The organism is Streptomyces sp. NRRL F-6676 (assembly GCF_000725625.1).
Classification (GTDB): Bacteria; Actinomycetota; Actinomycetes; order Streptomycetales; family Streptomycetaceae; genus Streptomyces.
The window spans coordinates 1-23,597 of sequence record NZ_JOHS01000016.1 but is presented as its reverse complement, the minus strand read 5'-3'; the positions used below and the strand labels follow the sequence as shown (position 1 = coordinate 23,597).

26 protein-coding genes are annotated in these 23,597 nt (G+C 73.5%); 19 read left to right on the top strand and 7 right to left on the bottom strand.

Annotation, left to right across the window (positions count from 1 at the left end; genetic code table 11):
* Positions 1-132: 132 nt before the first annotated feature.
* Positions 133-1,728, bottom strand: a complete 1,596-nt coding sequence (locus tag IO29_RS13130; RefSeq protein ID WP_030380293.1) for a hypothetical protein — start codon at positions 1,726-1,728, stop codon at positions 133-135.
* A 237-nt stretch (positions 1,729-1,965) separates the two neighbouring features.
* Here IO29_RS13130 and hisD point away from each other — a divergent pair, with 237 nt between their 5' ends.
* From hisD to hisF, 8 genes are read left to right on the top strand one after another with little or no spacing between them, the layout of a single operon-like run.
* Complete coding sequence (gene hisD / locus IO29_RS13125; RefSeq protein ID WP_030380292.1) at positions 1,966-3,291, top strand: histidinol dehydrogenase; 1,326 nt, start codon at positions 1,966-1,968, stop codon at positions 3,289-3,291.
* The gene (locus IO29_RS13120) at positions 3,288-4,457 is read left to right on the top strand and encodes a histidinol-phosphate transaminase (RefSeq protein ID WP_234307541.1); all 1,170 of its coding nucleotides are present in this window, start codon (positions 3,288-3,290) and stop codon (positions 4,455-4,457) included. Before hisD ends, IO29_RS13120 begins: the two co-directional genes overlap by 4 nt.
* Positions 4,454-5,047: an imidazoleglycerol-phosphate dehydratase HisB gene (gene hisB, locus IO29_RS13115; RefSeq protein WP_030380290.1), complete on the top strand. Its 594-nt coding sequence runs from the start codon at positions 4,454-4,456 to the stop codon at positions 5,045-5,047. Before IO29_RS13120 ends, hisB begins: the two co-directional genes overlap by 4 nt.
* A complete protein-coding gene (locus tag IO29_RS38905) occupies positions 5,044-5,208 on the top strand; it encodes a hypothetical protein (protein WP_030380289.1) in 165 nt (54 codons plus the stop codon). The genes hisB and IO29_RS38905 overlap by 4 nt, the downstream gene beginning before the upstream one ends.
* The gene (gene hisH, locus IO29_RS13105) at positions 5,205-5,852 is read left to right on the top strand and encodes an imidazole glycerol phosphate synthase subunit HisH (protein ID WP_420705366.1); all 648 of its coding nucleotides are present in this window, start codon (positions 5,205-5,207) and stop codon (positions 5,850-5,852) included. Before IO29_RS38905 ends, hisH begins: the two co-directional genes overlap by 4 nt.
* Positions 5,853-5,857: 5 nt before the next feature.
* On the top strand, positions 5,858-6,583 hold the full coding sequence (gene priA / locus IO29_RS13100; RefSeq protein WP_030380287.1) for a bifunctional 1-(5-phosphoribosyl)-5-((5-phosphoribosylamino)methylideneamino)imidazole-4-carboxamide isomerase/phosphoribosylanthranilate isomerase PriA: 726 nt from the start codon (positions 5,858-5,860) through the stop codon (positions 6,581-6,583).
* Positions 6,580-6,984, top strand: coding sequence for a RidA family protein (locus tag IO29_RS13095; RefSeq protein WP_030380286.1), 405 nt, complete (start codon positions 6,580-6,582; stop codon positions 6,982-6,984). The genes priA and IO29_RS13095 overlap by 4 nt, the downstream gene beginning before the upstream one ends.
* Positions 6,981-7,736: an imidazole glycerol phosphate synthase subunit HisF gene (gene hisF, locus IO29_RS13090; protein ID WP_030380285.1), complete on the top strand. Its 756-nt coding sequence runs from the start codon at positions 6,981-6,983 to the stop codon at positions 7,734-7,736. Before IO29_RS13095 ends, hisF begins: the two co-directional genes overlap by 4 nt.
* A 22-nt stretch (positions 7,737-7,758) precedes the next feature.
* On the opposite strand, the gene IO29_RS13085 is transcribed toward hisF, so the two are convergent.
* Positions 7,759-8,394 (bottom strand): TIGR03085 family metal-binding protein, encoded by a 636-nt coding sequence (locus IO29_RS13085; protein ID WP_030380284.1) that lies wholly within the window; start codon positions 8,392-8,394, stop codon positions 7,759-7,761.
* A 176-nt stretch (positions 8,395-8,570) separates the two neighbouring features.
* Here IO29_RS13085 and hisI point away from each other — a divergent pair, with 176 nt between their 5' ends.
* From hisI to lgt, 11 genes are all read left to right on the top strand, one after another.
* Positions 8,571-8,960 (top strand): phosphoribosyl-AMP cyclohydrolase, encoded by a 390-nt coding sequence (gene hisI, locus IO29_RS13080; protein WP_030380283.1) that lies wholly within the window; start codon positions 8,571-8,573, stop codon positions 8,958-8,960.
* 11 nt (positions 8,961-8,971) lie between these two features.
* Positions 8,972-10,489 (top strand): anthranilate synthase component I, encoded by a 1,518-nt coding sequence (locus tag IO29_RS13075; protein ID WP_030380282.1) that lies wholly within the window; start codon positions 8,972-8,974, stop codon positions 10,487-10,489.
* Between the two features lie 84 nt (positions 10,490-10,573).
* A complete protein-coding gene (locus tag IO29_RS13070) occupies positions 10,574-11,212 on the top strand; it encodes a TIGR02234 family membrane protein (protein WP_030380281.1) in 639 nt (212 codons plus the stop codon).
* A 109-nt stretch (positions 11,213-11,321) separates the two neighbouring features.
* Positions 11,322-11,546, top strand: a complete 225-nt coding sequence (locus tag IO29_RS13065; protein WP_030380280.1) for an HGxxPAAW family protein — start codon at positions 11,322-11,324, stop codon at positions 11,544-11,546.
* A 200-nt stretch (positions 11,547-11,746) separates the two neighbouring features.
* On the top strand, positions 11,747-12,148 hold the full coding sequence (locus IO29_RS13060; RefSeq protein ID WP_030380279.1) for a DUF2752 domain-containing protein: 402 nt from the start codon (positions 11,747-11,749) through the stop codon (positions 12,146-12,148).
* A gap of 123 nt (positions 12,149-12,271) precedes the next feature.
* Complete coding sequence (gene trpC, locus IO29_RS13055; RefSeq protein ID WP_030380278.1) at positions 12,272-13,081, top strand: indole-3-glycerol phosphate synthase TrpC; 810 nt, start codon at positions 12,272-12,274, stop codon at positions 13,079-13,081.
* Between the two features lie 118 nt (positions 13,082-13,199).
* Positions 13,200-13,400 carry a tryptophan biosynthesis modulator TrpM gene (gene trpM / locus IO29_RS40350; protein WP_078618310.1) on the top strand — a complete coding sequence of 67 codons (201 nt, stop codon included), beginning with the start codon at positions 13,200-13,202 and terminating at the stop codon, positions 13,398-13,400.
* 232 nt (positions 13,401-13,632) lie between these two features.
* On the top strand, positions 13,633-14,916 hold the full coding sequence (gene trpB / locus IO29_RS13050) for a tryptophan synthase subunit beta (protein WP_030380277.1): 1,284 nt from the start codon (positions 13,633-13,635) through the stop codon (positions 14,914-14,916).
* Positions 14,913-15,752: a tryptophan synthase subunit alpha gene (gene trpA, locus IO29_RS13045; RefSeq protein ID WP_030380276.1), complete on the top strand. Its 840-nt coding sequence runs from the start codon at positions 14,913-14,915 to the stop codon at positions 15,750-15,752. Before trpB ends, trpA begins: the two co-directional genes overlap by 4 nt.
* 108 nt (positions 15,753-15,860) lie before the next feature.
* Positions 15,861-16,637, top strand: coding sequence for a DsbA family protein (locus IO29_RS13040; protein ID WP_030380275.1), 777 nt, complete (start codon positions 15,861-15,863; stop codon positions 16,635-16,637).
* Between the two features lie 120 nt (positions 16,638-16,757).
* Positions 16,758-17,738 (top strand): prolipoprotein diacylglyceryl transferase, encoded by a 981-nt coding sequence (lgt, locus tag IO29_RS13035; RefSeq protein ID WP_030380274.1) that lies wholly within the window; start codon positions 16,758-16,760, stop codon positions 17,736-17,738.
* An 82-nt stretch (positions 17,739-17,820) separates the two neighbouring features.
* Here lgt and IO29_RS13030 read toward each other — a convergent pair whose 3' ends face one another.
* From IO29_RS13030 to IO29_RS13010, 5 genes are all read right to left on the bottom strand, one after another.
* Positions 17,821-18,672, bottom strand: coding sequence for an HpcH/HpaI aldolase/citrate lyase family protein (locus IO29_RS13030; protein WP_030380273.1), 852 nt, complete (start codon positions 18,670-18,672; stop codon positions 17,821-17,823).
* Positions 18,669-19,916 (bottom strand): CaiB/BaiF CoA transferase family protein, encoded by a 1,248-nt coding sequence (locus IO29_RS13025; protein WP_030380272.1) that lies wholly within the window; start codon positions 19,914-19,916, stop codon positions 18,669-18,671. The genes IO29_RS13030 and IO29_RS13025 overlap by 4 nt, the downstream gene beginning before the upstream one ends.
* The gene (locus IO29_RS13020; RefSeq protein WP_030380271.1) at positions 19,913-21,292 is read right to left on the bottom strand and encodes an ADP-ribosylglycohydrolase family protein; all 1,380 of its coding nucleotides are present in this window, start codon (positions 21,290-21,292) and stop codon (positions 19,913-19,915) included. The genes IO29_RS13025 and IO29_RS13020 overlap by 4 nt, the downstream gene beginning before the upstream one ends.
* Positions 21,293-21,294: 2 nt before the next feature.
* A complete protein-coding gene (locus IO29_RS13015; protein ID WP_030380270.1) occupies positions 21,295-22,464 on the bottom strand; it encodes an ADP-ribosylglycohydrolase family protein in 1,170 nt (389 codons plus the stop codon).
* Between the two features lie 7 nt (positions 22,465-22,471).
* Positions 22,472-23,597: ADP-ribosylglycohydrolase family protein (locus tag IO29_RS13010; RefSeq protein ID WP_030380269.1), on the bottom strand; the 1,126-nt coding region annotated here is incomplete at its 5' end.

Sequence of the window (23,597 nt, the reverse complement as noted above, 5' to 3'; positions counted from 1 at the left end):
CGCCAGAGGTGCGGACGAAACGGAAATTGGTTGTACGGGGGAGGGTCAAGGCGCGGTAAAAGGTGAGCATCCCTCACCTGTCGCACGGGTGTACGTACGCCTGGCACGTCCCGGTCCGCCGGGGAACCCTCCTCAGCTCCGCCGCAGCGCCCGCGTCACCCCCGCGGCCACCGTCGTCGCCAGAACCCAGCCCAGCAGGATCAGCGCCGCGGCCAGCCACTGCCAGCCGCCGCCGAGCCGCCACTGGTCGGCCTGCCCGAGGTCGATCACCGGCAGCAGCAGGTCGAGCGCGAACAGCGAGGCGTTCCAGTGCGGATGCTTCTGGGGATCGACCGGCGGCGGGTCGTTCCCCGCGAACGCCAGCGACGCGGCCGCCCACAGCACCGCCATCCACACCGCGGCCCGCCCCGGCCGGTACCCGTAGGCCACCGTCCAGTCCTGCGCGTACCCCCACAGCTTCGCGGCGAGCGGCAGGGTCTCGCGGCGGCGGCGCTGCTTGGCGAGCAGCACCTCGCGGGCGTCCTCGTCCTCCCCGGAGCCGCGCAGCACGGCCGCGAGCCGTTCGTAGGGTTCCGGGTCGTACTCGGCGGTCGCCGCCGTCACCCACTCCACGCGCCGCTGGAGCGGGAAGGCGTCCTGCGGCACCAGGTTCTCGTAGGTGAAGCCGCCCATGTGCAGCCGGCCGGGGCCGGGCCAGCTCGTCGTGCGGTCGACGAGGTTGCCGATCCGGGCGCCCGACAGCACCACCCGGCCGCGCTCCGGCCGCTCCCCGAGGAAGCGCAGCTCGGGCATCTGCACCCGGCGCAGCGACAGCTCCTGGTCGTCCCGGAAGCGGAACCGGGCGCCCTCCAGGTCCACGGAGTCCCCGAACCGCCCGTCGTCGAGGCGGATTCCGCCCAGCGCCTCGAACCGCTGCACGAGCGTGCCGCGGGCCGGGGTGGTGCCGCTGGTCAGTACCGGGTTGCCGAGCCCGGCGGGGCTCAGATAGAGCGTGCGTTCGACGGTGAGCTGGGGTGCGTTCAGGGCGTGCCGCGTGGTCGTACTGGCCAGCCGGGCGCCCCGCAGGCTCAGCGACACGCCTATCTGGGCGCTGCGCAGGCTCAGCTCGCCCTCCGTGCGGAGCATCTCGGCCTGGAGGTCCTGGCCGACCGAGATGCCGTCCGCGACGATCGCCCGGCCGGTGCGGTCCCGGCCCACGGCCGCCTGGTTGAGCAGCAGGTCGGTGCCTATGTGCGCGTCGGTGAGCCGGATGCCCCCGGGGACCCGGCAGCGCGGCAGATGCAGATCGCCCTCGGTGTGCACCCGGGCCGCCTCCAGCCGGGGCATCGCGCAGTCCAGCAGCCGCACGGTGGTGAACCGGGCCTCCGGCAGCCGCACCTCCTGCTCGAAGCGGCAGCCCTTGATCTCGACGTACGGATCGACGGTGCCGCCCGCCAGATCGAGCGGGTCGGTGATCAGCACCCCGGTCAGCTTCAGCGAGGAGACCCGGCCGGCCAGCGCGGGCGGGCCGTCGAGCAGCAGCCAGCACACCACGCGGGCGCGGACCGTGCGCTCGGGGCCCCAGGGGGCGCCGCCGTGCGGATCGTCCACGCGCGCGTCGCCGCTGCGCAGGTCGTAGACGGTGCCGGCACGGAACGCCTGCCACATGCCGGCCTCGACGGTGGTCAGTCCGTCGGGAACATCGGGAACATCGGTCGTCGTGGCGCGCAGGCCGTCACTCTCGGTCACGGCGCGCCCGTCCTCCCCGTCACGGTGCCTCCTTCCTGCCCCACAGGTGGCGCTACTCGCGGGTTGGTATCACGGGTGATGCCCGCTGGGTCAGGTGTTGAACACTCAAAGTGACGACGACTTCGCCGCCCGCCCGTCCATGCGTGCCGTATCGGCCACTCGTGCGAGCCGTGCGTGACGTATCAGCCACTGATACGGACGGACGGCCACCGTTGCCGGTCTGAGAGAATTGACCGTGTGATCTCCCGAATCGATCTGCGCGGCGACGCCCTCCCGGAGGGACCCGCCCTGCGCGACCTGCTGCCCCGAGCCGACTTCGACGTCGCGGCCGCCCTGGAGAAGGTGCGTCCGATCTGCGAGGCCGTGCATCATCGGGGCGACGCGGCGCTGATCGACTTCGCCGAGAAGTTCGACGGCGTCCGGCTGGAATCCGTCCGCGTCCCCGCCGAGGCCCTCGAGGAGGCGCTGGAGCGGCTCGACCCGGAGGTCCGCGCGGCCCTGGAGGAGTCCATCCGCCGCGCCCGCATGGTCCACCGCGCGCAGCGCCGCACCACGCACACCACCAAGGTCGTCCCCGGCGGCACGGTCACCGAGAAATGGGTCCCGGTCGACCGCGTAGGGCTGTACGCGCCCGGCGGCCGCTCGGTCTACCCGTCCTCCGTGGTGATGAACGTCGTGCCCGCCCAGGAGGCCGGCGTCGAGTCGATCGCGCTCGCGTCTCCCGCCCAGGCCGAGTTCGACGGCCTGCCGCACCCGACGATCCTCGCCGCCTGCGCCCTGCTCGGCGTCGACGAGGTGTACGCGGCGGGCGGCGCCACCGCCGTCGCGATGTTCGCGTACGGCACCGAGTCCTGTCCGCCCGCGAACATGGTGACCGGCCCCGGCAACATCTGGGTCGCCGCCGCGAAGCGCTTCTTCACCGGCCGCATCGGCATCGACGCCGAGGCGGGACCGACCGAGATCGCGATCCTCGCCGACGCCACGGCCGACCCGGTGCACGTCGCCTCCGACCTGATCAGCCAGGCCGAGCACGACCCGCTGGCCGCCGCCGTCCTCGTCACCGACTCCCCGGAGCTGGCCGACGCCGTCGAGCGCGAACTGGAGCCGCAGGTCGCCGCCACCAAGCACGTCGAGGACCGCATCGTGCCCGCCCTCGAGGGCCGCCAGTCCGCGATCGTCCTGGTCGACGGCGTCGAGGAGGGCCTGCGCGTGGTCGACGCCTACGGCGCCGAGCACCTGGAGATCCAGACCGCCGACGCCGCGGCCGTCGCCGACCGCGTGCGCAACGCCGGCGCGGTCTTCGTCGGCCCCTGGGCCCCGGTCTCGCTCGGCGACTACGCGGCCGGCTCCAACCACGTCCTCCCGACCGGCGGCTGCGCCTGCCACTCCTCGGGGCTCTCCGTCCAGTCCTTCCTGCGCGGCATCCACGTCGTGGACTACACGCGCGACGCGCTCGCCGAGGTCGCCCACCACGTGGTGACGCTCGCGGAGGCGGAGGACCTGCCGGCGCACGGCGCGGCGGTCAAGGCGAGGTTCGACTGGAAGGTACCCGGAAGCAAGTGAGCACGTTCGGCATCGACGACCTCCCCGTACGGGACGAACTGCGCGGCAAGTCCCCCTACGGCGCACCGCAGCTCGACGTCCCCGTACGGCTGAACACCAACGAGAACCCGTACCCGCTGCCCGAACCGCTCGTCGAGCGGATCGCCGAACGGGTGCGCGAAGCAGCCCGCAGCCTCAACCGCTACCCGGACCGGGACGCGGTCGAGCTGCGCACCCGGCTCGCCGAGTATCTGACGAAGACCGGCGGACACCCCGTCGGCCCGGAGAACGTGTGGGCCGCCAACGGCTCCAACGAGGTCCTCCAGCAGCTGCTCCAGACCTTCGGCGGGCCCGGGCGCACCGCGATCGGCTTCGAGCCGTCGTACTCGATGCACTCGCTCATCGCGCGCGGCACCGGCACCGGATGGATCTCCGGCCCCCGCGACGACGACTTCACCCTCGACGTGCGCGCCGCCCAGCGGGCCATCGCCGAGCACCGCCCCGACGTCGTCTTCATCACCAGCCCCAACAACCCCACCGGCACCGCCGTCCCGCCCGCCACCGTCCTCGCCCTGTTCGAGGCGGCCCAGGCGGCCAAGCCCTCCCTGGTCGTCGTCGACGAGGCGTACATCGAGTTCAGCCACGGCGACTCGCTGCTGCCGCTGCTGGAGGGACGGCCGCATCTCGTCGTCTCGCGCACGATGTCGAAGGCGTTCGGCGCGGCGGGGCTGCGCCTCGGCTATCTCGCCGCGCACCCGGCCGTCGTCGACGCCGTCCAGCTCGTCCGGCTCCCGTACCACCTCTCGGCCGTCAACCAGGCGACCGCGCTGGCCGCGCTGGAGTTCTCCGACACGCTGCTCGGCTACGTCGAACAGCTGAAGACCGAACGGGACCGGCTGGTCGGTGAACTGCGCGCGCTCGGCTACGAGGTGACGGCGTCCGACGCCAACTTCGTCCAGTTCGGACGGTTCGCCGACTCCCACGAGGCGTGGCGGAAGATCCTCGCCCGGGGCGTCCTGGTCCGGGACAACGGCGTACCGGGGTGGCTGCGGGTGACCGCGGGAACCCCGGCGGAGAACGACGCGTTCCTCGAAGCGGTACGCGCACTCAGGAAGGACCTCGGGGAGGACCACGAGAAGGCCCCCGCGACGGACCTCAAGGACCAAGGACAGGAGCGGAGCGCATGAGCCGCGTCGGGCGCGTGGAGCGCACCACCAAGGAGACCTCGGTCGTCGTCGAGATCGATCTCGACGGCACCGGCAAGGTCGACGTGTCGACGGGCGTCGGCTTCTACGACCACATGCTCGACCAGCTCGGCCGGCACGGTCTGTTCGACCTCACCGTGAAGACCGAGGGCGATCTGCACATCGACTCCCACCACACCATCGAGGACACCGCCCTCGCGCTCGGCGCCGCCTTCAAGCAGGCCCTCGGCGACAAGGTGGGCATCTACCGCTTCGGCAACTGCACGGTCCCGCTGGACGAGTCCCTCGCCCAGGTCACCGTCGACCTCTCCGGCCGCCCCTACCTGGTGCACACCGAGCCGGAGACCATGGCGCCGATGATCGGCTCCTACGACACCACGATGACCCGGCACATCCTGGAGTCCTTCGTCGCCCAGGCGCAGATCGCGCTGCACGTGCACGTGCCCTACGGGCGCAACGCGCACCACATCGTCGAATGCCAGTTCAAGGCGCTCGCCCGTGCCCTGCGCTACGCCTCCGAACGCGACCCGCGCGCGGCCGGCATCCTCCCCTCCACCAAGGGCGCGCTGTGAACGGGGGGTCCACGGCACTCATCGTGCTGGGGCTCTTCCTGGCGGGCGGGATCGTCTCCTTCATCCGGCAGAAGATGCCCACGAGCCTCATCGTGCTGCTCTCCGTCGGCGCCGCGATGTGCATCGTCGCGGGCGTCATGCGACTGGAGGTGTGGAATTGACCAGTCCCGGCACCAGGAAGGTCGTCGTCCTCGACTACGGCTTCGGCAACGTCCGCTCCGCCGAACGCGCCCTCGTGCGGGCCGGCGCGGACGTCGAGATCACCCGTGACTACGACCGGGCCATGAACGCCGACGGCCTGCTCGTGCCCGGCGTCGGCGCCTTCGCCGCCTGCATGAAGGGGCTCAAGGAGGCCCGCGGCGACTGGATCATCGGCCGCCGGCTGGCCGGCGGCCGCCCGGTCATGGGCATCTGCGTCGGCATGCAGATCCTCTTCGCCCGCGGCATCGAACACGGTGTCGAGAGCGAGGGCCTGGACGAGTGGCCCGGCTCCGTCGAGCCCCTCAAGGCGGACGTCGTCCCCCACATGGGCTGGAACACCGTCGAGGCACCGGCCGGCTCGCAGCTCTTCGCCGGACTCGACGCCGACGCGCGCTTCTACTTCGTGCACTCCTACGCCGTCCACGACTGGACCCTGGAGACCGCGAACCCGGCCCTGCGCGCCCCGAAGGTCACCTGGTCCACGCACGGCGAGCGGTTCGTCGCCGCCGTCGAGAACGGCGCCCTGTGGGCCACCCAGTTCCACCCCGAGAAGTCCGGCGACGCCGGAGCCCAGCTCCTCACCAACTGGATCGGAACCCTGTAGACACCATGGCCACGCTCGAACTCCTCCCCGCCGTCGACGTCCGCGACGGCCAGGCCGTCCGCCTGGTCCACGGCGAGTCCGGCACCGAGACCTCCTACGGCTCCCCGCTGGAGGCCGCCCTGGCCTGGCAGCGCTCCGGCGCCGAGTGGCTGCACCTGGTCGACCTGGACGCCGCGTTCGGCACCGGCGACAACCGCGCGCTGATCGCCGAGGTCGCGAAGGCCATGGACATCAAGGTCGAGCTGTCCGGCGGCATCCGCGACGACGACACCCTCGCCGCCGCCCTCGCCACCGGCTGCACCCGCGTCAACCTCGGCACCGCCGCCCTGGAGACCCCCGAATGGGTCGCCAAGGTCATCGCCGAGCACGGCGACAGGATCGCCGTCGGCCTCGACGTGCGCGGCACCACCCTGCGCGGCCGCGGCTGGACCCGCGACGGCGGCGACCTCTACGAGACGCTCGCGCGCCTCGACGAGGAGGGCTGCTCGCGCTACGTCGTCACCGACATCGCCAAGGACGGCACCCTGAAGGGCCCCAACCTGGAGCTGCTCAGAGACGTCTGCGCCGCCACCGACCGCCCGGTGGTGGCCTCCGGCGGCGTCTCCTCCCTGGACGACCTGCGCGCCCTGACCTCCCTCGTCCCGCTCGGTGTCGAGGGGGCCATCGTCGGGAAGGCCCTGTACGCGAAGGCGTTCACGTTGGAAGAGGCCCTGGAGGTTGTGTCGTCATGACGTCCGACGCCGTACGGCGCGTGCAGAGCGGAAGCGCCTGGGAAGAGTCCTTCGGTTTCGCACGCGCCGTCGCGGCGGGCGACCGTGTCCTGGTGGGCGGCACGACGGCCTTCCGGGACGGCGTCCTGCAAGGCGAGGGCGACCCCTACGAGCAGGCCAGGGCGGCCTTCGCCGGCGCCCTGGAGGCGATCGCCGAATTCGGACTCGGCCCCGAGTCGGTGGTCCGCACCCGCGTCTACCTCACCCATCCGCGGGACGTGGACGAGGTGGGCCGGGCGCACAAGGAACTCTTCGACGCTGTGCGGCCGGTCGCCAGCCTGCTCGTCGTGGACGGGTTCTTCGACTCGCGCGTGCTGGTCGAAGTCGAACTGGAAGCATTCAGAGGAGCCGTGGATTCATGACCCTGGCGGTCCGAGTCATCCCCTGCCTGGACGTGGACAACGGCCGGGTCGTCAAGGGCGTCAACTTCCAGAACCTGCGGGACGCGGGCGATCCCGTCGAGATGGCCAAGGTGTACGACGCCGAGGGCGCCGACGAACTGACGTTCCTGGACATCACCGCCTCCTCCGGCGACCGCGAGACCACCTACGACGTGGTCCGCCGCACCGCCGAGCAGGTCTTCATCCCGCTCACCGTGGGCGGCGGCGTACGTACGCCCGAGGACGTGGACAAGCTGCTGCGGGCGGGCGCGGACAAGGTCGGCGTCAACACCGCGGCGATCGCCCGCCCCGAACTGATCCGCGAGATCGCCGAACGGTTCGGCCGCCAGGTCCTCGTCCTCTCCGTCGACGCCCGCCGCACGGAGACCGGCTCCTTCGAGGTCACCACCCACGGCGGCCGCCGCGGCACCGGCATCGACGCCGTCGAGTGGGCCCACCGGGCCGCCGACCTCGGCGCCGGGGAGATCCTGCTCAACTCGATGGACGCGGACGGCACCAAGGACGGCTACGACCTGGAGATGATCCGGGCCGTCCGCAAACACGTCACGGTCCCGGTGATCGCCTCCGGCGGTGCGGGCGCCCTGCCGCACTTCCCGCCGGCCGTCGAGGCCGGCGCGGACGCGGTGCTCGCGGCCTCCGTGTTCCACTTCGGCGACCTGCGCATCGGCGAGGTCAAGCGGGAACTGCGGGAGGCGGGCCACCCCGTACGGTAGCCCCGCCCGCCCCCGGGCCCCGTCAGTTGCCGAGCCGCTTGGTGCCCCGCGCCTTGGCGACCGCGTCGACGTCGCCGTCCAGCTCCACCCGGGCCGCGCCCTGCCGGCCGTGCGCGAACAGCAGCAGCTCCGAGGGCTCCCCGGTGACGGTGACCACCGGGGTACCGCGGTGGGCGACGGCCGTCTGGCCGTCCGGCCGTCGCAGCACCAGGCCCGTCGGGGCGCCGCGGCCCAGCATCCGGGCCATCCGCTCCAGCCGGGACCACAGGGTGTCCTGGAAGACCGCGTCCAGCTCACGGGGCGTCCAGTCGGGCTGCGCCCGGCGCACGTCCTCGGTGTGCACATAGAACTCGACGGTGTTGGACGCCTCGTCGATCTGCTTCAGCGAGAAGGGCGAGAACCGGGGCGGGCCGGTACGGATGAGCTGGATCAGCTCCTCGTACGGCTTGGCCCGGAACTCGTCCATCACCCGGTCCAGGCGCGGGGCGAGCTGCTTGATCAGGATCCCCCCGGCCGCGTCCGGCCGCCGCTCCCGCAGGACGATGTGCGCCGCCAGATCCCGCGTCCGCCACCCCTCGCACAGGGTGTCCGCGTCGGGCCCCGACGCCTCCAACAGATCCGCCAGAAGAAGTCGTTCACGCTTCGCATGGGTCGACATACGCTCAGCTTACGACCGGCGGCCCCGCAAGGGGCGCGGGACGGTGCCCGTGCGCGGCTCCGCCGCGTGGCGCGACCAGCCGCGCCCCACGCGCACCCGCCGAAAAGTACGACTGCAAGGTCCGCCCTGTGGACAACCGGAAGGGCCACAACTCCCCGCGCGGCACAATGACACGCATGACCAGCCGCACGCCCGCACCACCACCCGCCGACAGCCCCCTGCCCCCCGACCTCGCCGCCCGCCTCAAGCGGACCCCCGACGGCCTCCTCCCGGCCATCGCCCAGCAACACGACACCGGCGAAGTCCTCATGCTCGGCTGGATGGACGACGAGGCCCTCCACCGCACCCTCACCACCGGCCGCTGCACCTACTGGTCCCGCAGCCGCCAGGAGTACTGGGTCAAGGGCGACACCTCCGGCCACGTCCAGCACGTCAAGTCCGTCGCCCTGGACTGCGACGCCGACACCGTGCTGGTCAAGGTCGACCAGGTCGGCGCCGCCTGCCACACCGGCGCCCGCACCTGCTTCGACGCGGACGTCCTCCTGCCCACCACCCCCGCTCAGTAGGGTCGACCGCCATGGACCTCGAGACGTTCCGCAAGCTGGCCACCGACCGCCGCGTCATCCCCGTCAGCCGCAAGCTCCTCGCCGACGGCGACACCCCGGTCGCGCTCTACCGCAAGCTCGCCGCCGAACGCCCCGGCACCTTCCTGCTGGAGTCCGCGGAGAACGGCCGCGCGGCGTTCACCTGGTCCCGCTACTCCTTCGTCGGCGTCCGCAGCCAGGCCGCGCTGACCGAACGCGACGGCCGCACCCACTGGCTGGGCACCCCGCCCGTCGGCGTCCCGGCCGACGGCGACCCGCTCGCCGCGCTGCGCGCCACCGTCGAGGCCCTGCACACCCCCCGGGACCTCGCCCACGACCTGGGGCTGCCGCCCTTCACCGGCGGCATGGTCGGCTACCTGGGCTACGACATCGTGCGCCGACTGGAGAAGGTCGGCCCCGGCGAGCGGGACGACCTGAAGCTCCCCGAGCTGACCATGCTGCTCACCTCCGACCTCGCCGTCCTCGACCACTGGGACGGCACGGTCCTGCTCATCGCCAACGCGATCAACCACAACGACCTGGACACCGGCGTCGACGAGGCCTACGCCGACGCCGTGGCCCGTCTGGACGCGATGGAGGCGGACCTGGCCCGGCCGGTCGCACAGCCGCCCGCCGCGCTGCCGCCCTCCGAACTGCCCGAGTACACCGCGCGGTGGGGCGGCCCCGACTTCCGGCAGGCCGTCGAGGACATCAAGGAGCGCATCCGGGCCGGGGAGGCCTTCCAGGTCGTCCCCTCGCAGCGGTTCGAGACGCCGTGCACGGCGAGCGCGCTGGACGTCTACCGGGTGCTGCGGGCGACCAACCCGTCGCCGTACATGTATCTGTTCCGCTTCGACGACTTCGACGTGGTCGGCTCGTCCCCCGAGGCGCTGGTCAAGGTGGAGGACGGACACGCCATGGTCCACCCCATCGCCGGCACCCGGCCGCGCGGGGCGAGCCCGCAGGAGGACCAGGCCCTCGCCGACGAACTGCTCGCCGACCCCAAGGAACGCGCCGAGCACCTCATGCTCGTCGACCTCGGCCGCAACGACCTGGGCAGGGTCTGCGAGCCCGGCTCGGTCGAGGTGGTCGACTTCATGTCCGTCGAGCGGTACTCGCACGTCATGCACATCGTGTCCACGGTCACCGGCCGCGTCGCCGCCGGCCGTACCGCGTTCGACGTGCTGACCGCGTGCTTCCCGGCGGGCACCCTCTCCGGCGCGCCGAAGCCCCGCGCCCTGCGGATCATCGACGAACTCGAACCGTCCCGGCGCGGCCTGTACGGCGGCTGCGTCGGCTACCTGGACTTCGCGGGCGACTCCGACACGGCCATCGCCATCCGTACGGCGCTGCTGCGGGACGGCACGGCGTACGTGCAGGCCGGCGCCGGGATCGTCGCGGACTCGGACCCGCTCGCCGAGGACACCGAATGCCGCAACAAGGCCGCGGCGGTACTCCGCGCGGTCCACACGGCGAACCGCCTGGAAGGAGCCGCCACGGGAGCCCGGTGACCGAGGACGACGCGGACACGGTGACCGAGGACACGGAACCCGACCCGAACCCCGGGTGACTGTTCGCCCGGTGTTCGGGTGATAGTGGAGTACGTGACTGCCCTACCTCACCCCTCCGCCGAGGAGCCCGCGCCCGCCCGGTCCGGGCGCCGCAGCCTCGCCACCGCCCTGCTGAGCGGGGCGCTCGGCGCCGCCGTGGCCCTGCTGTCCACCCGGCAGGGCTGGTCCTCCGCCACCGTCGCGGTGCCCGGCGGCGACTTCCCGCTGCACGTCAAGGGCAGCGACGTCACCGGCGTCCCCGCGGCCCTCGCCGTGGTCGGACTCGCCGCGCTCGTCGCCGTCTTCGCCGTCCGCCGCGCCGGCCGCTACCTGGTCTCCGCGCTGCTCGCGCTCTCCGGCGCCGGCACGACCGCCGCGGCCCTGCTCGGGGCCGGCGACAGCTCCGCGCTGGACGAGCAGGCCGCCCAGACCTCCGGCAACGCCTCCGCCACCGCCGCGGCGCTCACCCATACGGCCTGGCCGTACATCGCGGCCCTCGGCGGCGCGCTGCTGCTGCTCGCCGGGCTGCTCGCGCTGCGCTACGGCCGGCTGTGGCCGGCGATGTCCGGCCGCTACGAACGCGACGGCACGCCCCGGCCGCGCCGGGCCCGCCCGGTGGACCCGGACCGTCCCGAGGACCTGTGGAAGGCGCTGGACCGGGGCGAGGACCCGACCGGCGCGTAGGGGGCCCCGCCGGGCGGGCGACCCCCGCGCTCACGGCGCGGGCGCCGGTGCGGGAGAATGACCGCAGAGCGTCCGGCTCACCTACGTACACAGCAACGAGGAGCAAGTCATGGCGGGCAGCAGCCACGGTCACACCCCGGCCGCCTGGACCGGTGTCATCATCGCCTTCATCGGTTTCTGCGTGGCGGGGGTGTTCATGGTCGCGGCCCAGCCGGCGGGTTTCTGGGCGGGTATCGGGCTCATCCTGCTGGGCGCGGTCGTCGGCGGCATCATGCGCATGATGGGCCTCGGCCAGCCGAAGCACACCCACCCGGCCCACCAGGTCCAGGGCTGAGCAGGGGCTTTTCCTCGCCCCCGCCGCCCCTGCCCGTCCCGTCCCCGGGGGCAAGCCCCCGGACCCCCGAAAGACGCGCAGTTCCCCGCGCCCCTGTCAGGGGCGCGGGGCTGTGTCACCACGCGGCGGAGCCCCTTGAAGGGACGGGACGGGCAGGGGCGGCGGGGGCGAAAAACCTTGGGGCGCGCCAGAATGCCCGGGTGAACGTCGAACTACGAGCGGCGGCGGCTCCCGCCGCGACCCTCGCGGCAACCGTCGCCGCCTTCGCCTACGTCGCCGCCGTCGACCCCAACGAGCCCGGCCACTACCCCGCCTGCCCCCTCCTCCGCGTCACCGGCCTGTACTGCCCCGGCTGCGGCGGCCTCCGCAGCGCCCATGCCTTCGCCCACGGCGACCTCACCACCGCGCTCACCGACAACGTCTTCGCCGTCGCCGGCTTCCTCGGCTTCGCCGTGCTGTGGACCGTCTGGGTGGTCCGCGCCCTCACCGGCCGCCCCCTCCGCCTCGAACCCGGCCCCCTCCCGCTGTGGACCGGTGGCGCGTTGCTGCTGGTCTTCACGGTTGTCCGGAACCTGCCCTTCGGTGGCCGGCTCCACCCTTGATCATCGGGGATACGTCCAGGTAGTGGGACCGGCCCGGGCCGGATGCGAGGACCACGGGTTCCTCCGGATACCATCGCAAGAGCCATCGGCTCAGCATCAACCGGCAGGAAGGGGGCCGCTCGCGTGAGTGTGCTCGACGAGATCATCGACGGAGTCCGTGCCGACCTCGCGGAGCGGCAGGCGCGCGTCAGCCTCGACGAGCTCAAGGAGCGCGCGGCGAAGGCTCCCGCGGCCAAGGACGGGCTCGCCGCGCTCCGCGGCGACGGCGTCAAGGTGATCTGCGAGGTCAAGCGGTCCAGCCCCTCCAAGGGCGCGCTCGCCGCGATCGCCGACCCCGCCGGACTGGCCGCCGACTACGAGGCGGGCGGCGCGGCCGTCATCTCCGTCCTCACCGAACAGCGCCGCTTCGGCGGCTCGCTCGCCGACCTCGAGGCGGTCCGGGCCCGCGTCGACATCCCGATCCTGCGCAAGGACTTCGTCGTCACGTCGTACCAGCTCTGGGAGGCCCGGGCGTACGGCGCCGACCTCGTGCTGCTGATCGTGGCCGCCCTGGAGCAGCCGGCCCTGGAGTCACTGATCGAGCGCGCCCACTCCATCGGCCTCACCCCGCTCGTCGAGGTGCACGACGAGGACGAGGTCGAGCGGGCGGTGGACGCCGGCGCGAAGGTGATCGGCGTCAACGCGCGCAACCTCAAGACGCTCAGCGTCGACCGGGGCACGTTCGACCGGGTCGTCCCCGAGATTCCCGAGCACATCGTCAAGGTGGCCGAGTCCGGCGTGCGCGGCCCGCACGACCTGATCGCGTACGCCAACGCGGGCGCCGACGCGGTGCTGGTGGGCGAGTCCCTCGTCACCGGGCGCGACCCGAAGACGGCCGTCTCCGACCTGGTCGCCGCCGGCGCGCACCCCGCGCTGCGGCACGGGCGCGGCTGACGTGACCGGGGCGCCGGTGCCCGTGGGCGCGCGGCGGGCCGAGGGGCTCGTACCGCGGCCGGGGTTCCCGGTGCCGTGCGGTCACCCGGGCGGCCGTACGCCGGTAGGGTTGGCCGCGATGACTTCCTCGTACACCTCGGCGACCAGGGACCCCTATGCCCGCCTCGCCCGCGGATGCCGGCCGCGTGGCTGCCGGGCGCCCGCGCGGCGGGTGCACGGGCGACGGGTGCGGTACGTCATCGGGGCGGAGCCGGGACAGGTGAACGGGATGCGATGGTACGGCGCGCTCGGTGCGCGCCGGTCACCCGCGGTGGGCTGAGCGGGGCCGACGGAACCGTTCGCGGTTCCCTGCGGCAGGCGGCGGCTCGTCGGGGTCGGTGGGCCTTGTCGCCGGTCTGCGGCTCCGCCGCGTAGGCACGCCACGACGCATCCGCACTGCGTCCGCCCTCGCCCGGTAAGCCGCGCGGCCCCGCCCACCGGGCGACCGCGCGCACCCACACGTCCCCCCTGTCCGTACAACAACCCCAGGGCTTCGCCCACGAGGTATCCCCATGTCCAGCGAGTTCTTCATTCCCGACCCGGAGGGTCGGATCCCCAGTGCCGAGGGGTACTTCGGCGCGTTCGGCGGGAAGTTCATCCCGGAGGCGCTCGTCGCCGCCGTGGACGAGGTCGCCGTCGAGTACGACAAGGCCAAGGCGGACCCCGAGTTCGCGCGTGAGCTGAACGAGCTGATGGTCGACTACACCGGCCGGCCCAGCGCGCTCACCGAGGTGCCGCGGTTCGCGGAGCACGCCGGGGGCGCCCGCGTCTTCCTCAAGCGCGAGGACCTCAACCACACCGGCTCGCACAAGATCAACAACGTGCTCGGCCAGGCCCTGCTCACCAGGCGCATGGGCAAGACCCGGGTCATCGCCGAGACCGGCGCCGGCCAGCACGGCGTCGCCACCGCCACCGCCTGCGCCCTGTTCGGGCTCGACTGCACCATCTACATGGGCGAGATCGACACGGAGCGCCAGGCCCTCAACGTGGCCCGGATGCGGATGCTCGGCGCCGAGGTCGTGGCCGTCAAGTCCGGCAGCCGCACCCTCAAGGACGCGATCAACGAGGCGTTCCGCGACTGGGTCGCCAACGTCGACCGCACCCACTACCTGTTCGGCACCGTCGCCGGGCCCCACCCCTTCCCGGCGATGGTCCGCGACTTCCACCGGGTGATCGGCGTCGAGGCCCGCCGCCAGCTCCTGGAGCGCGCCGGACGGCTGCCCGACGCCGCCGTGGCCTGCGTCGGCGGCGGCTCCAACGCCATCGGCCTGTTCCACGCGTTCCTCCCGGACGAGGACGTACGCCTCATCGGCTGCGAACCCGCCGGGCACGGCGTCGAGACCGGCGAGCACGCGGCCACCCTCACCGCGGGCGAGCCCGGCATCCTGCACGGCTCGCGGTCGTACGTGCTCCAGGACGACGAGGGGCAGATCACCGAGCCGTACTCGATCTCGGCCGGCCTGGACTACCCCGGCATCGGCCCCGAGCACGCGTACCTCAAGGACAGTGGCCGCGGCGAGTACCGCGCGGTCACCGACGACGCCGCCATGCAGGCGCTGCGCCTGCTGTCGCGCACCGAGGGCATCATCCCGGCCATCGAGAGCGCCCACGCGCTGGCCGGCGCGCTGGAGGTCGGCAAGGAACTGGGCAAGGACGGGCTGATCCTCGTCAACCTCTCCGGGCGGGGCGACAAGGACATGGACACCGCCGCCCGCTACTTCGGGCTGTACGACACCGACGCCGAGGTGGCCGCCGACGCCGCCGACACCGCGGAGATCGAGGGGGACGCCAAGTGAGCGGCGCAGCATCGAACAGCCGGCGGGGCCAACTCCTGACCGACACCCTCGCCGCCGCCAAGGCGGAGGACCGGGCCGCGCTCATCGCCTACCTCCCGGCCGGGTTCCCGACCGTGGACGGCGGCATCGCGGCCGTCAAGGAGGTCTTCGACGGTGGCGCCGACATCGTCGAGGTCGGCCTCCCGCACAGCGACCCCGTCCTGGACGGCCCCGTCATCCAGACCGCCGACGACATCGCCCTGCGCGGCGGAGTGCGGATCGCGGACGTGATGCGGACGGTCAGGGAGGCCCACGCGGCCACCGGCAAGCCCGTCCTCGTCATGACCTACTGGAACCCGATCGACCGCTACGGCGTCGAGCGGTTCACCGCCGAGCTCGCCGAGGCCGGCGGCGCGGGCTGCATCCTGCCCGACCTGCCGGTGCAGGAGTCGGCGCTGTGGCGGGAGCACGCCGAGAAGCACGGTCTCGCGACCGTGTTCGTGGTGGCGCCCAGCAGCAGGGACGCCCGGCTCGCCGAGATCACGGCGGCCGGCAGCGGCTTCGTGTACGCGGCCTCGCTGATGGGTGTCACCGGGACCCGCGAGTCGGTCGGCGCGCAGGCGCAGGACCTGGTGGAGCGGACCCGTGCCACCGGCTCCGGCCTGCCCGTCTGTGTCGGCCTCGGGGTCTCGAACGCCGCCCAGGCCGCCGAGGTGGCCGGCTTCGCCGACGGTGTGATCGTCGGCTCGGCGTTCGTCAAGCGGATGCTGGACGCCCCGGACGAGACGGCGGGGCTCGCGGCCGTACGGGAGCTGGCGGGCGAACTGGCGCGCGGTGTCCGCGAGGGCCGGCGGTGAACCGGGCCGGCCGTAGCCGACGGTAAACACGACGACAGCCGCTCACTCGAACGGGTGGACCTGGGGCCGGGGAGGCGCGCTGCGCCTCCCCGGTTCGTTCTGCCGGATGTGAGCGAGAAGAACCGTGAGGGAAAGCGCACCGCCCGGCAGCGGCTGGCGGACGAGCGCGAGAAGCAGAAGGCCGCCGACAAGCGCCGCCGCGCGCTGATCATCGGAGCCTCGGTGGTCTGTGTGCTGGGCCTCGCGGCCGTCGGCGGGATCCTGGCCGCCAACTCCGGCACGAAGGACAAGAGCGACACCGCGGGCCCGGCGGTGGCGCCCTCGGGCGCGATCGGCAAGGACGCCCTGGCCATCCCCGTCGGCAAGGACTCGGCCAAGGCGAGCCTCACGGTCTGGGAGGACTTCCGCTGCCCGGCCTGCCAGGCCTTCGAGAAGACCTACCGCTCGACGATCCACGACCTGGTCGACGCCGGACAGCTCAAGGTCGAATACCACCTGGTCACCCTCATCGACGGCAACACCCGCGGCAGCGGCTCCCGCCACGCGGCCAACGCGGCGGCCTGCGCCCAGGACGCGGGCAGGTTCACCGCGTACCACGACGTGCTGTACGACAACCAGCCGCAGGAGACGGACGACGCCTTCGCGGACGACGCCAAGCTGATCGACCTGGCGAAGAAGGCCGGCGGCCTCGACACCCCGGCCTTCCGCTCCTGTGTGAAGGACGGCACGCACAACACCTGGGTGGACAAGTCCAACGCCGCCTTCCAGGCCGGTAATTTCAGTGGCACGCCCACCGTGCTGTTCGACGGCAAGAACCTCGTCGAGGACCGCTCCATGACCCCGGCGAAGCTCAAGCAGATGGTCCAGGCGGCGAACAAGGGATGACCGGGCGGGGCACGGCGGCCGGACCCGCCCTCGGGACCCGGTTACCGAGGCGTACGTTATGGAGCCGTAGCCAGGCGGGTTGCCGTGCCGCACGGTCGGCAGGGTAGCGTCGACCCTGCCATGTACCTTGCCTACATTCCCAGCCCGTCGCGCGGAGTGCTGCACCTCGGCCCCATTCCGCTGCGCGGCTACGCGTTCTGCATCATCATCGGCGTCTTCGTGGCCGTCTGGCTCGGCAACAAGCGCTGGATCGCCCGCGGCGGCCGGGCCGGCACGGTGGCCGACATCGCGGTGTGGGCCGTGCCCTTCGGCCTCGTCGGCGGACGGCTCTACCACGTCATCACCGACTACGAGCTGTACTTCAGCGCGGGCCGCGACTGGGTGGACGCCTTCAAGATCTGGGAGGGCGGCCTCGGCATCTGGGGCGCCATCGCCCTCGGCGCGGTCGGCGCCTGGATCGGCTGCCGGCGCCGGGGCATCTCCCTGCCGGCGTACGCCGACACCATCGCGCCCGGCATCGCCCTCGCACAGGCGCTCGGACGCTGGGGCAACTGGTTCAACCAGGAGCTGTACGGCCGGGAGACGCACGTTCCCTGGGCGCTGCACATCACCTCCTCCGAGGGCGGCCGGGTACCGGGCTACTACCACCCGACGTTCCTGTACGAGTCGCTGTGGTGCATCGGTGTCGCGCTGCTCGTCATCTGGGCCGACCGGCGCTTCAAGCTGGGCCACGGCCGGGCGTTCGCCCTGTACGTCGCGGCGTACTGCGCGGGCCGCGCCTGGATCGAGTACATGCGGGTGGACGACGCCCACCACTTCCTCGGTGTGCGGCTCAACGACTGGACCGCGCTGGTGGTGTTCCTGGCGGCCGTCGCGTACATCATCGTCTCGTCGAAGAAGCGGCCGGGCCGCGAGGAGACGGTGGAGCCGGGTGAGCCGGGAGAACCGGGTGCGGACGCCCCCGGTGAGCCGGACACGAAGGACGCCGAGGGCTCCGGCGAAGCCGGTCCGAAAGCGGATGCGGACGCGGATGCGGGGACGTTGAAGAAGACGGAGATTCCCTCCGGGCCGGCGTCGGCGTCGGCGACCAAGAAGAGCTGAGCACCGCGCACCGACCGACGTGAACCGGGGGCGCCGCACGACACTCGTGCGGCGCCCCCGGTCTCGTACGTCAGGCCATGGGTCAGCGTCGGCGGCGGGCCAGGGTCAGGGTGCGGTGGGCGACCGCCACCACCGCCGCGTCGATGAAGCGGCCGTCGGGCAGGGCCTGGGCGCCCGCCGTGGCCGTGGCCGCCTTCGCGATCTGTTCCGCCTCCACGATCTCCTTCGGCGTCGGCAGATACGCCCGCTCGATCACCGGCAGCTGACGCGGATGGATCGCCGCGCGCCCCAGGAACCCCAGGGCCCTGCCGTGCGCACAGGACGCGGCCAGCCCCTCCAGGTCCCGTACGTCCGGGTACACCGACTGCACCGGCGCCGGCAGACCCGCCGCCCGCGCGGCCGCCACCACCCGGGAGCGCGACCAGTCCAGGCCCCGGTCCTCCCGTACGCCCAGATCGGCCCGCAGATCCGCCTCGCCCAGCGCGATCCCGCGCAGCGCGGGGTGCGCGCACGCGATGGCGAACGCGCGTTCCACCCCGAGCGCCGACTCGAGGAGGGCGTGCAGCGCGATGCCGCCGCCGTCCGCCTCGGCCCGCGCCGGACCGGTCAACTCCGCGACCCGCACCACCTCCCGGGGCGAGGTCACCTTCGGCAGCCGCAGCCCGGACACGCCCGGCAGCCCGGACAGCGCCTTCAGGTCGCCCTCCACCCAGGGGCCGTCCAGGGCGTTCACCCGTACGTGCACCGGCACCGGCTGCGGCGCGCCCAGCCGGTCCGCCGTCGCCGTACGGGCGTACTCCTTGCGGTCGGGCGCGACCGCGTCCTCCAGGTCGATCAGCACCACGTCCGCCCCCGAGGCCAGCGCCTTGCCGACCACGTCCGGCCGGTCGCCGGGCGCGTACAGCCAGGTCAGCGGCAGGACGTCGGCGGTCATACGGCCTCCTCGGCGCGCAGCGCCGCGATCTCGGCGGCCGTCAGCCCCAGCTCGCCGAGGACCGCCTCGGTGTCGGCGCCGTGCGGCCGGCCCGCCCAGCGGATGCCGCCGGGCGTCGCGGAGAGCCGGAACAGTACGTTCTGCATGCGCAGCACGCCCAGCTCAGGGTCGTCGGGGACAGTGGCGAAGGTGCCGAGCGCCTGGTACTGCGGGTCGGTCAGCACCTCCCGTACGTCCTGCACGGGAGCGACGGCCGCCTCCGCCTTCTCGAACTCCGCGAGCACCTCGTCCCGGGTCCGCTCGGCGATCCACGCGCCGACCGCCGCGTCCAGCTCGTCCGCGTGCTCCGCCCGCCCCGCGCCGGTCGCGAACCAGGGCCGGGCGGCCAGATCGGGGCGGCCGACCAGCTCCATCAGCCGTACGGCGACCGACTGCGCGGAGGTGGAGACGGCGACCCAGCCGCCGTCGGCGGTGCGGTAGGTGTTGCGGGGCGCGTTGTTGGTGGACCGGTTGCCGGTGCGCGGCTGGACGTAGCCGAGCTGGTCGTACCAGAGGGGCTGGGGGCCGAGCACGGTGAGGATCGGCTCGATGATCGCCATGTCCACGACCTGGCCCCGCCCGGTGCGCTCCCGGGCGGCGAGGGCCGTCATCACCGCGTACGCCGTGGTCAGACCCGCGATGGAGTCGGCGAGACCGAACGGCGGCAGCGTGGGCGGGGCGTCCGGCTCGCCGGTGATCGCGGCGAAGCCGCTCATCGCCTCGGCGAGCGTGCCGAAGCCCGGCCGGTGCGCGTACGGGCCGAACTGGCCGAACGCGGTGACCCGGGCCAGTACGAGCCGCGGGTTGACGGCGGACAGCTCCTCCCAGCCCAGGTCCCACTTCTCCAGGGTGCCGGGGCGGAAGTTCTCCACGATCACGTCGGCGGTCGCGGCGAGCCGGAGGAGGGTGGCGCGGCCGCCGGGCCGGGACAGGTCGAGGGTGACGGTGCGCTTGTTGCGGCCGAGCAGCTTCCACCACAGGCCGACGCCGCCCTTGGCGGGGCCGTGGCCGCGGGAGGGGTCCGGCTTGGCCGGGTGCTCGACCTTGACGACCTCGGCGCCGAAGTCGCCGAGCAGGGTGGCGGCGAGGGGGCCGGCGAAGAGGGTCGCCAGATCGAGGACGCGCAGGCCGGCCAGCGGTGGGGCGGGGGCGGTCTCTTCCCGGGTGGGGGCGGGCGGCGGTGTCTGCTCCTGGTGGGGGGTCATCGGCGGTGGATCTCCCGGTGGGTGAGCTGGGCCAGGGTGTCGAAGCCGACGCCGTCGAAGTCGCCGACGGAGGTGGCGAGCCGGTTCTTCAGCGGAGCGGTCCAGCGCTCGGGCAGCGCGGCGGGGTCGCCCGCGAGCAGACCGGCGATGCTCCCGGCGGTCGCCCCGTTGGAGTCGGTGTCCCAGCCCCCGGACACGGTCCGGCAGAGGGCGGCGGAGAAGTCGCCGTCGGAGTGGGTGAGGGCGGCGGCGATCAGCGCGGTGTTGGGGACGGCGTGCACCCAGTGGTAGCCGTGGTGGATGTCGTGGAGTTCGTCGACGACCGTGTCGAAGTCCGCGTGCTGCCGGGCCAGTTCGATCGCCTGGCGGACGGCGCGGGCGAGGCGGGAGCGGGGTGGGACGACGGTCAGGCCGGTGGCCAGGCAGTGGTGCACGTCGTGGGCGCCGGTGGCGGCCTCGGCGAGGACGGCGGCGGTGAACATGGCCGCGTAGACGCCGTTCGCGGTGTGGGTGAGGGTGGCGTCGCGGTGCGCCTGCGCGGCGGCGGCGACCGGGTCGCCCGGGTTGGTCCAGCCGTGGACGTCGGCGCGGATGAGGGCGCCGATCCACTCGCGGAACGGGTTGCGGTGGCGGGCGGTGAGCGGGGGTTCGATGCCGGAGAGGAGATTGCGGTAGGCGACGCGTTCGGCGGTGAAGGTGCGGCCGGCGGGGAGTTCGTCGAGCCAGAGGCGGGCGACGTCGGGCGTGGTGAAGGCGCGGCCGTGGCGGCGGAGGAGGAGCAGGTTGAGGACGGGGTAGTTGAGGTCGTCGTCCTCCGGCATGCCGTCGATGTTCTCGGCGAGGGAGGTGGAGGCGGAACGGCGGTTCCAGGGGGGTACGGCGGCGAGGTCGTCGGGGAGGCCGCGGGCGGTGAAGTAGCCGGTGAGCGGCCGGTTGCCGGTGGCTGCGGCGAGTTCGCGGAGGGTGGCGAGGGGGAGTTTCTCCACGGGTTTGCCGAGGAGGCAGCCGGCGGCCCTGCCCAGCCAGGACGCCTCCAGCGCGGCGGGGGTGGGCGCAGCAGCAGGGGTGGGGGCGGACGGCGTCGGCGCGCGGTGTGCGGGACGGCCGCAGGCGGCCTCGACGGCGGCCAGTTCCGTCGGCTCGTCGTCCGCCAAGTGGCTGGGGAGGTCGGCCAGTTCGTCGAGGAGGTCTTCGGCCAGCAGGCGCAGGTAGCGGGAGACGGGGTGCGGGGAGGCGCCCGCTCTTGGCGGGGCGTCGGGGCCGCCCGCCGCGGCCCAACGGCGGGCGATCGCCTCCGGGCGGCGGCCGTCCTGTTCCGCCTGGCGGAGTTCATGGCCGAGCAGGTCCTCCGGCTGGACCCAGGTGACGCGCAGCATGGTCAGCCTCCGATCCCGTCGAGCAGCCCCGCGAACGCGGCCTCGTGCGCCCGGCGGCGGGCCACGTCCCGTGCGAACACCTCGCGCGCTACCTCCGCGAGCGTGCGCGCCGGTGCGTGCAGGTCCAGGCGGCTCGCCTCGGCGACCGTCTTCGCCCAGTCGTCCGGCACGGGCGAGCCGAGCGCGCCCGCGAGCGCGCCGGACATCGTGGCGATGGAGTCGCAGTCCCGGCCGTAGTTGACGGAGCCGAGCACCGCGTGCTGGTAGTCGCCGCCGGCGACCACCAGCATCCCGAGCGCGACGGGCAGTTCCTCGATCGCGTGCAGCCGGGAGGGGCGGCGGGCGCCGAGCGAGGGGGCACGGTAGTCGGGGCCGACGGTGTCGTACGGCTCCACGGCCCGCCGCAGCGGGCGCAGCGCCGACTCGAAGTCCGTGTACCGGGCGGCCGTTTCGCACACCGCCCCGATCGCCGCGCGGGTGCCGTCCTTCGCGAGGGAGAGGCAGGCGGCGACCACCGTGTCGGGGGTCGCGCCCGGTGCGCAGGCCGCCGCGACCGCCGCCGCGAGGACACCGGCCGCCTCCCTGCCGTACGACGACTGGTGCGCGCCCGCCACGTCGAGCGCCTCGGCGTACGCGCCCGCCGGATTGCCCGCGTTGACCAGGCCGACGGGGGCCATGTACATCGCGGCGCCGCAGTTGACGATGTTGCCGGTGCCGGCCTCGCGGGGGTCGACATGGCCGTAGTGCAGCCGGGCCACGAGCCACTTCTCGGCGAGGAAGATCCGCTGTAGCGGCAGCGCCTCGGCCTCCAGCTCCGGGATCCAGCGCGGGTGTCCGATCAGCTCCGGGACCAGGTGCTCGGCGACCGCGTACGCGTCCAGATGGTCGCGGACGGCGGCGTAGACCCGTACCAGCGCATGGGTCATCAGAGTGTCGTCGGTGACGTGGCCGTCGCCCTTGTGGTACGGGGCGAGGGGGCGGGCGGTGCGCCACTGGTCGCCGTTCCAGGGGCCGACGATGCCGTGGATCCGGCCGCCGTGCCGCTCGGTGATCTGCTCGGGGCTGTAGCCCTCGACCGGACCGCCGAGGGCGTCGCCGACCGCCGCGCCGACCAGGGCGCCGGTGATCCGTTCGTCGAGAGTGGGCGTCGTCTCGCCAGAAGTGGGCGTCATGTCCGAATCATCCCTCTGTGGGGGCCGGTTCCGTGGAGGTCAGGAGTTCGGCGAGGTGTACGAGGTCGGTGCCGGTGAGGCGGGGGAGCGCACAGCCGGAGAGGGTGCGGCAGGCCGACCGCCAGGTGTCCGGGATCGCGTCGGCGCCGCCGAGCGCGCCGGTGAGGGCGCCGGCCAGGGCGGGGGCGGAGTCCGCGACCCGGGACAGACAGGCGGCGGCCGGCACCGCCTCGGCGATCCGGCCGCGGGCCGCCGTCGCCAGGGCGAGTGCGACGGGGACGGTCTCGGCGGCGGCGATGCCGTAGCTGTAGACGTGGTCGACGATCCGGTGCTCCAGGAGCGGGAGCACGGTGAAGGTGTCGGGGCAGGTGGCGGCGAGGTCGAGGGCGTGGCGGGCGTTGCGGCCGATCTCGGTGATGGCGGGGAGTTCGGCGAGGGCGGCCCCGGCGCAGGCGGTGACGTCCTCGCCGGCCAGGGCGAGGGAGAGCGCGGCGGCCATGGCGCGGGCGCCGTGCACGCCGTCGCCGTCCTGGGTGTAGCGGGCGTCGAACTCGGCGAGGTCGGCGGCGCGGCGGGGTTCGCCGGGGTGGGCGACGGCCAGGACGCAGGCGCGTACGCAGGCGGCGTCGTCGAAGTAGTGGGGGTTGTCGTGGCCGGTGGCGGGCGGGCGGAGCCCGGCGGCGAGGTTGCCGAGGCCGGCCCGGACGGAGATGCGGGCGCGCAGGGGGAGCAGGGCGGACTCGACCTCGGGGGCGCGGTCGGTGGCGGCGGCGATCTCGTCCGCGACGGCGCTCCAGGAGAGGTCGATGGCGGCGCGTATGCGGCGGTCGTGGGTGAGGTCGCCGAGGGTGGCGGCGTCGCCGGCGCGGAGCACCGCCTCGGCGGCGAAGGCCGCCCACTCGGCGTCGTCGGAGGGCCCGAGGCGGAGGGGTTCGGGGGGTTGGTTGAGGGCGATGGGGACGGGGAGGGTGGTGGTGGCGTTCTGCTCGGCGAAGGTGTCGAGTTCGCGGGTGAGGCGGCGGGTCCAGTCGGGGAGGCGGGCGGCGCGGTGGCGGGCGGCGGGCCAGCCTGCGGCGTCGCCCGCGGCGAGGCCGAGCAGGAGCCCTTCGGTTCGGCGCGGAGCGTGGGGGGCG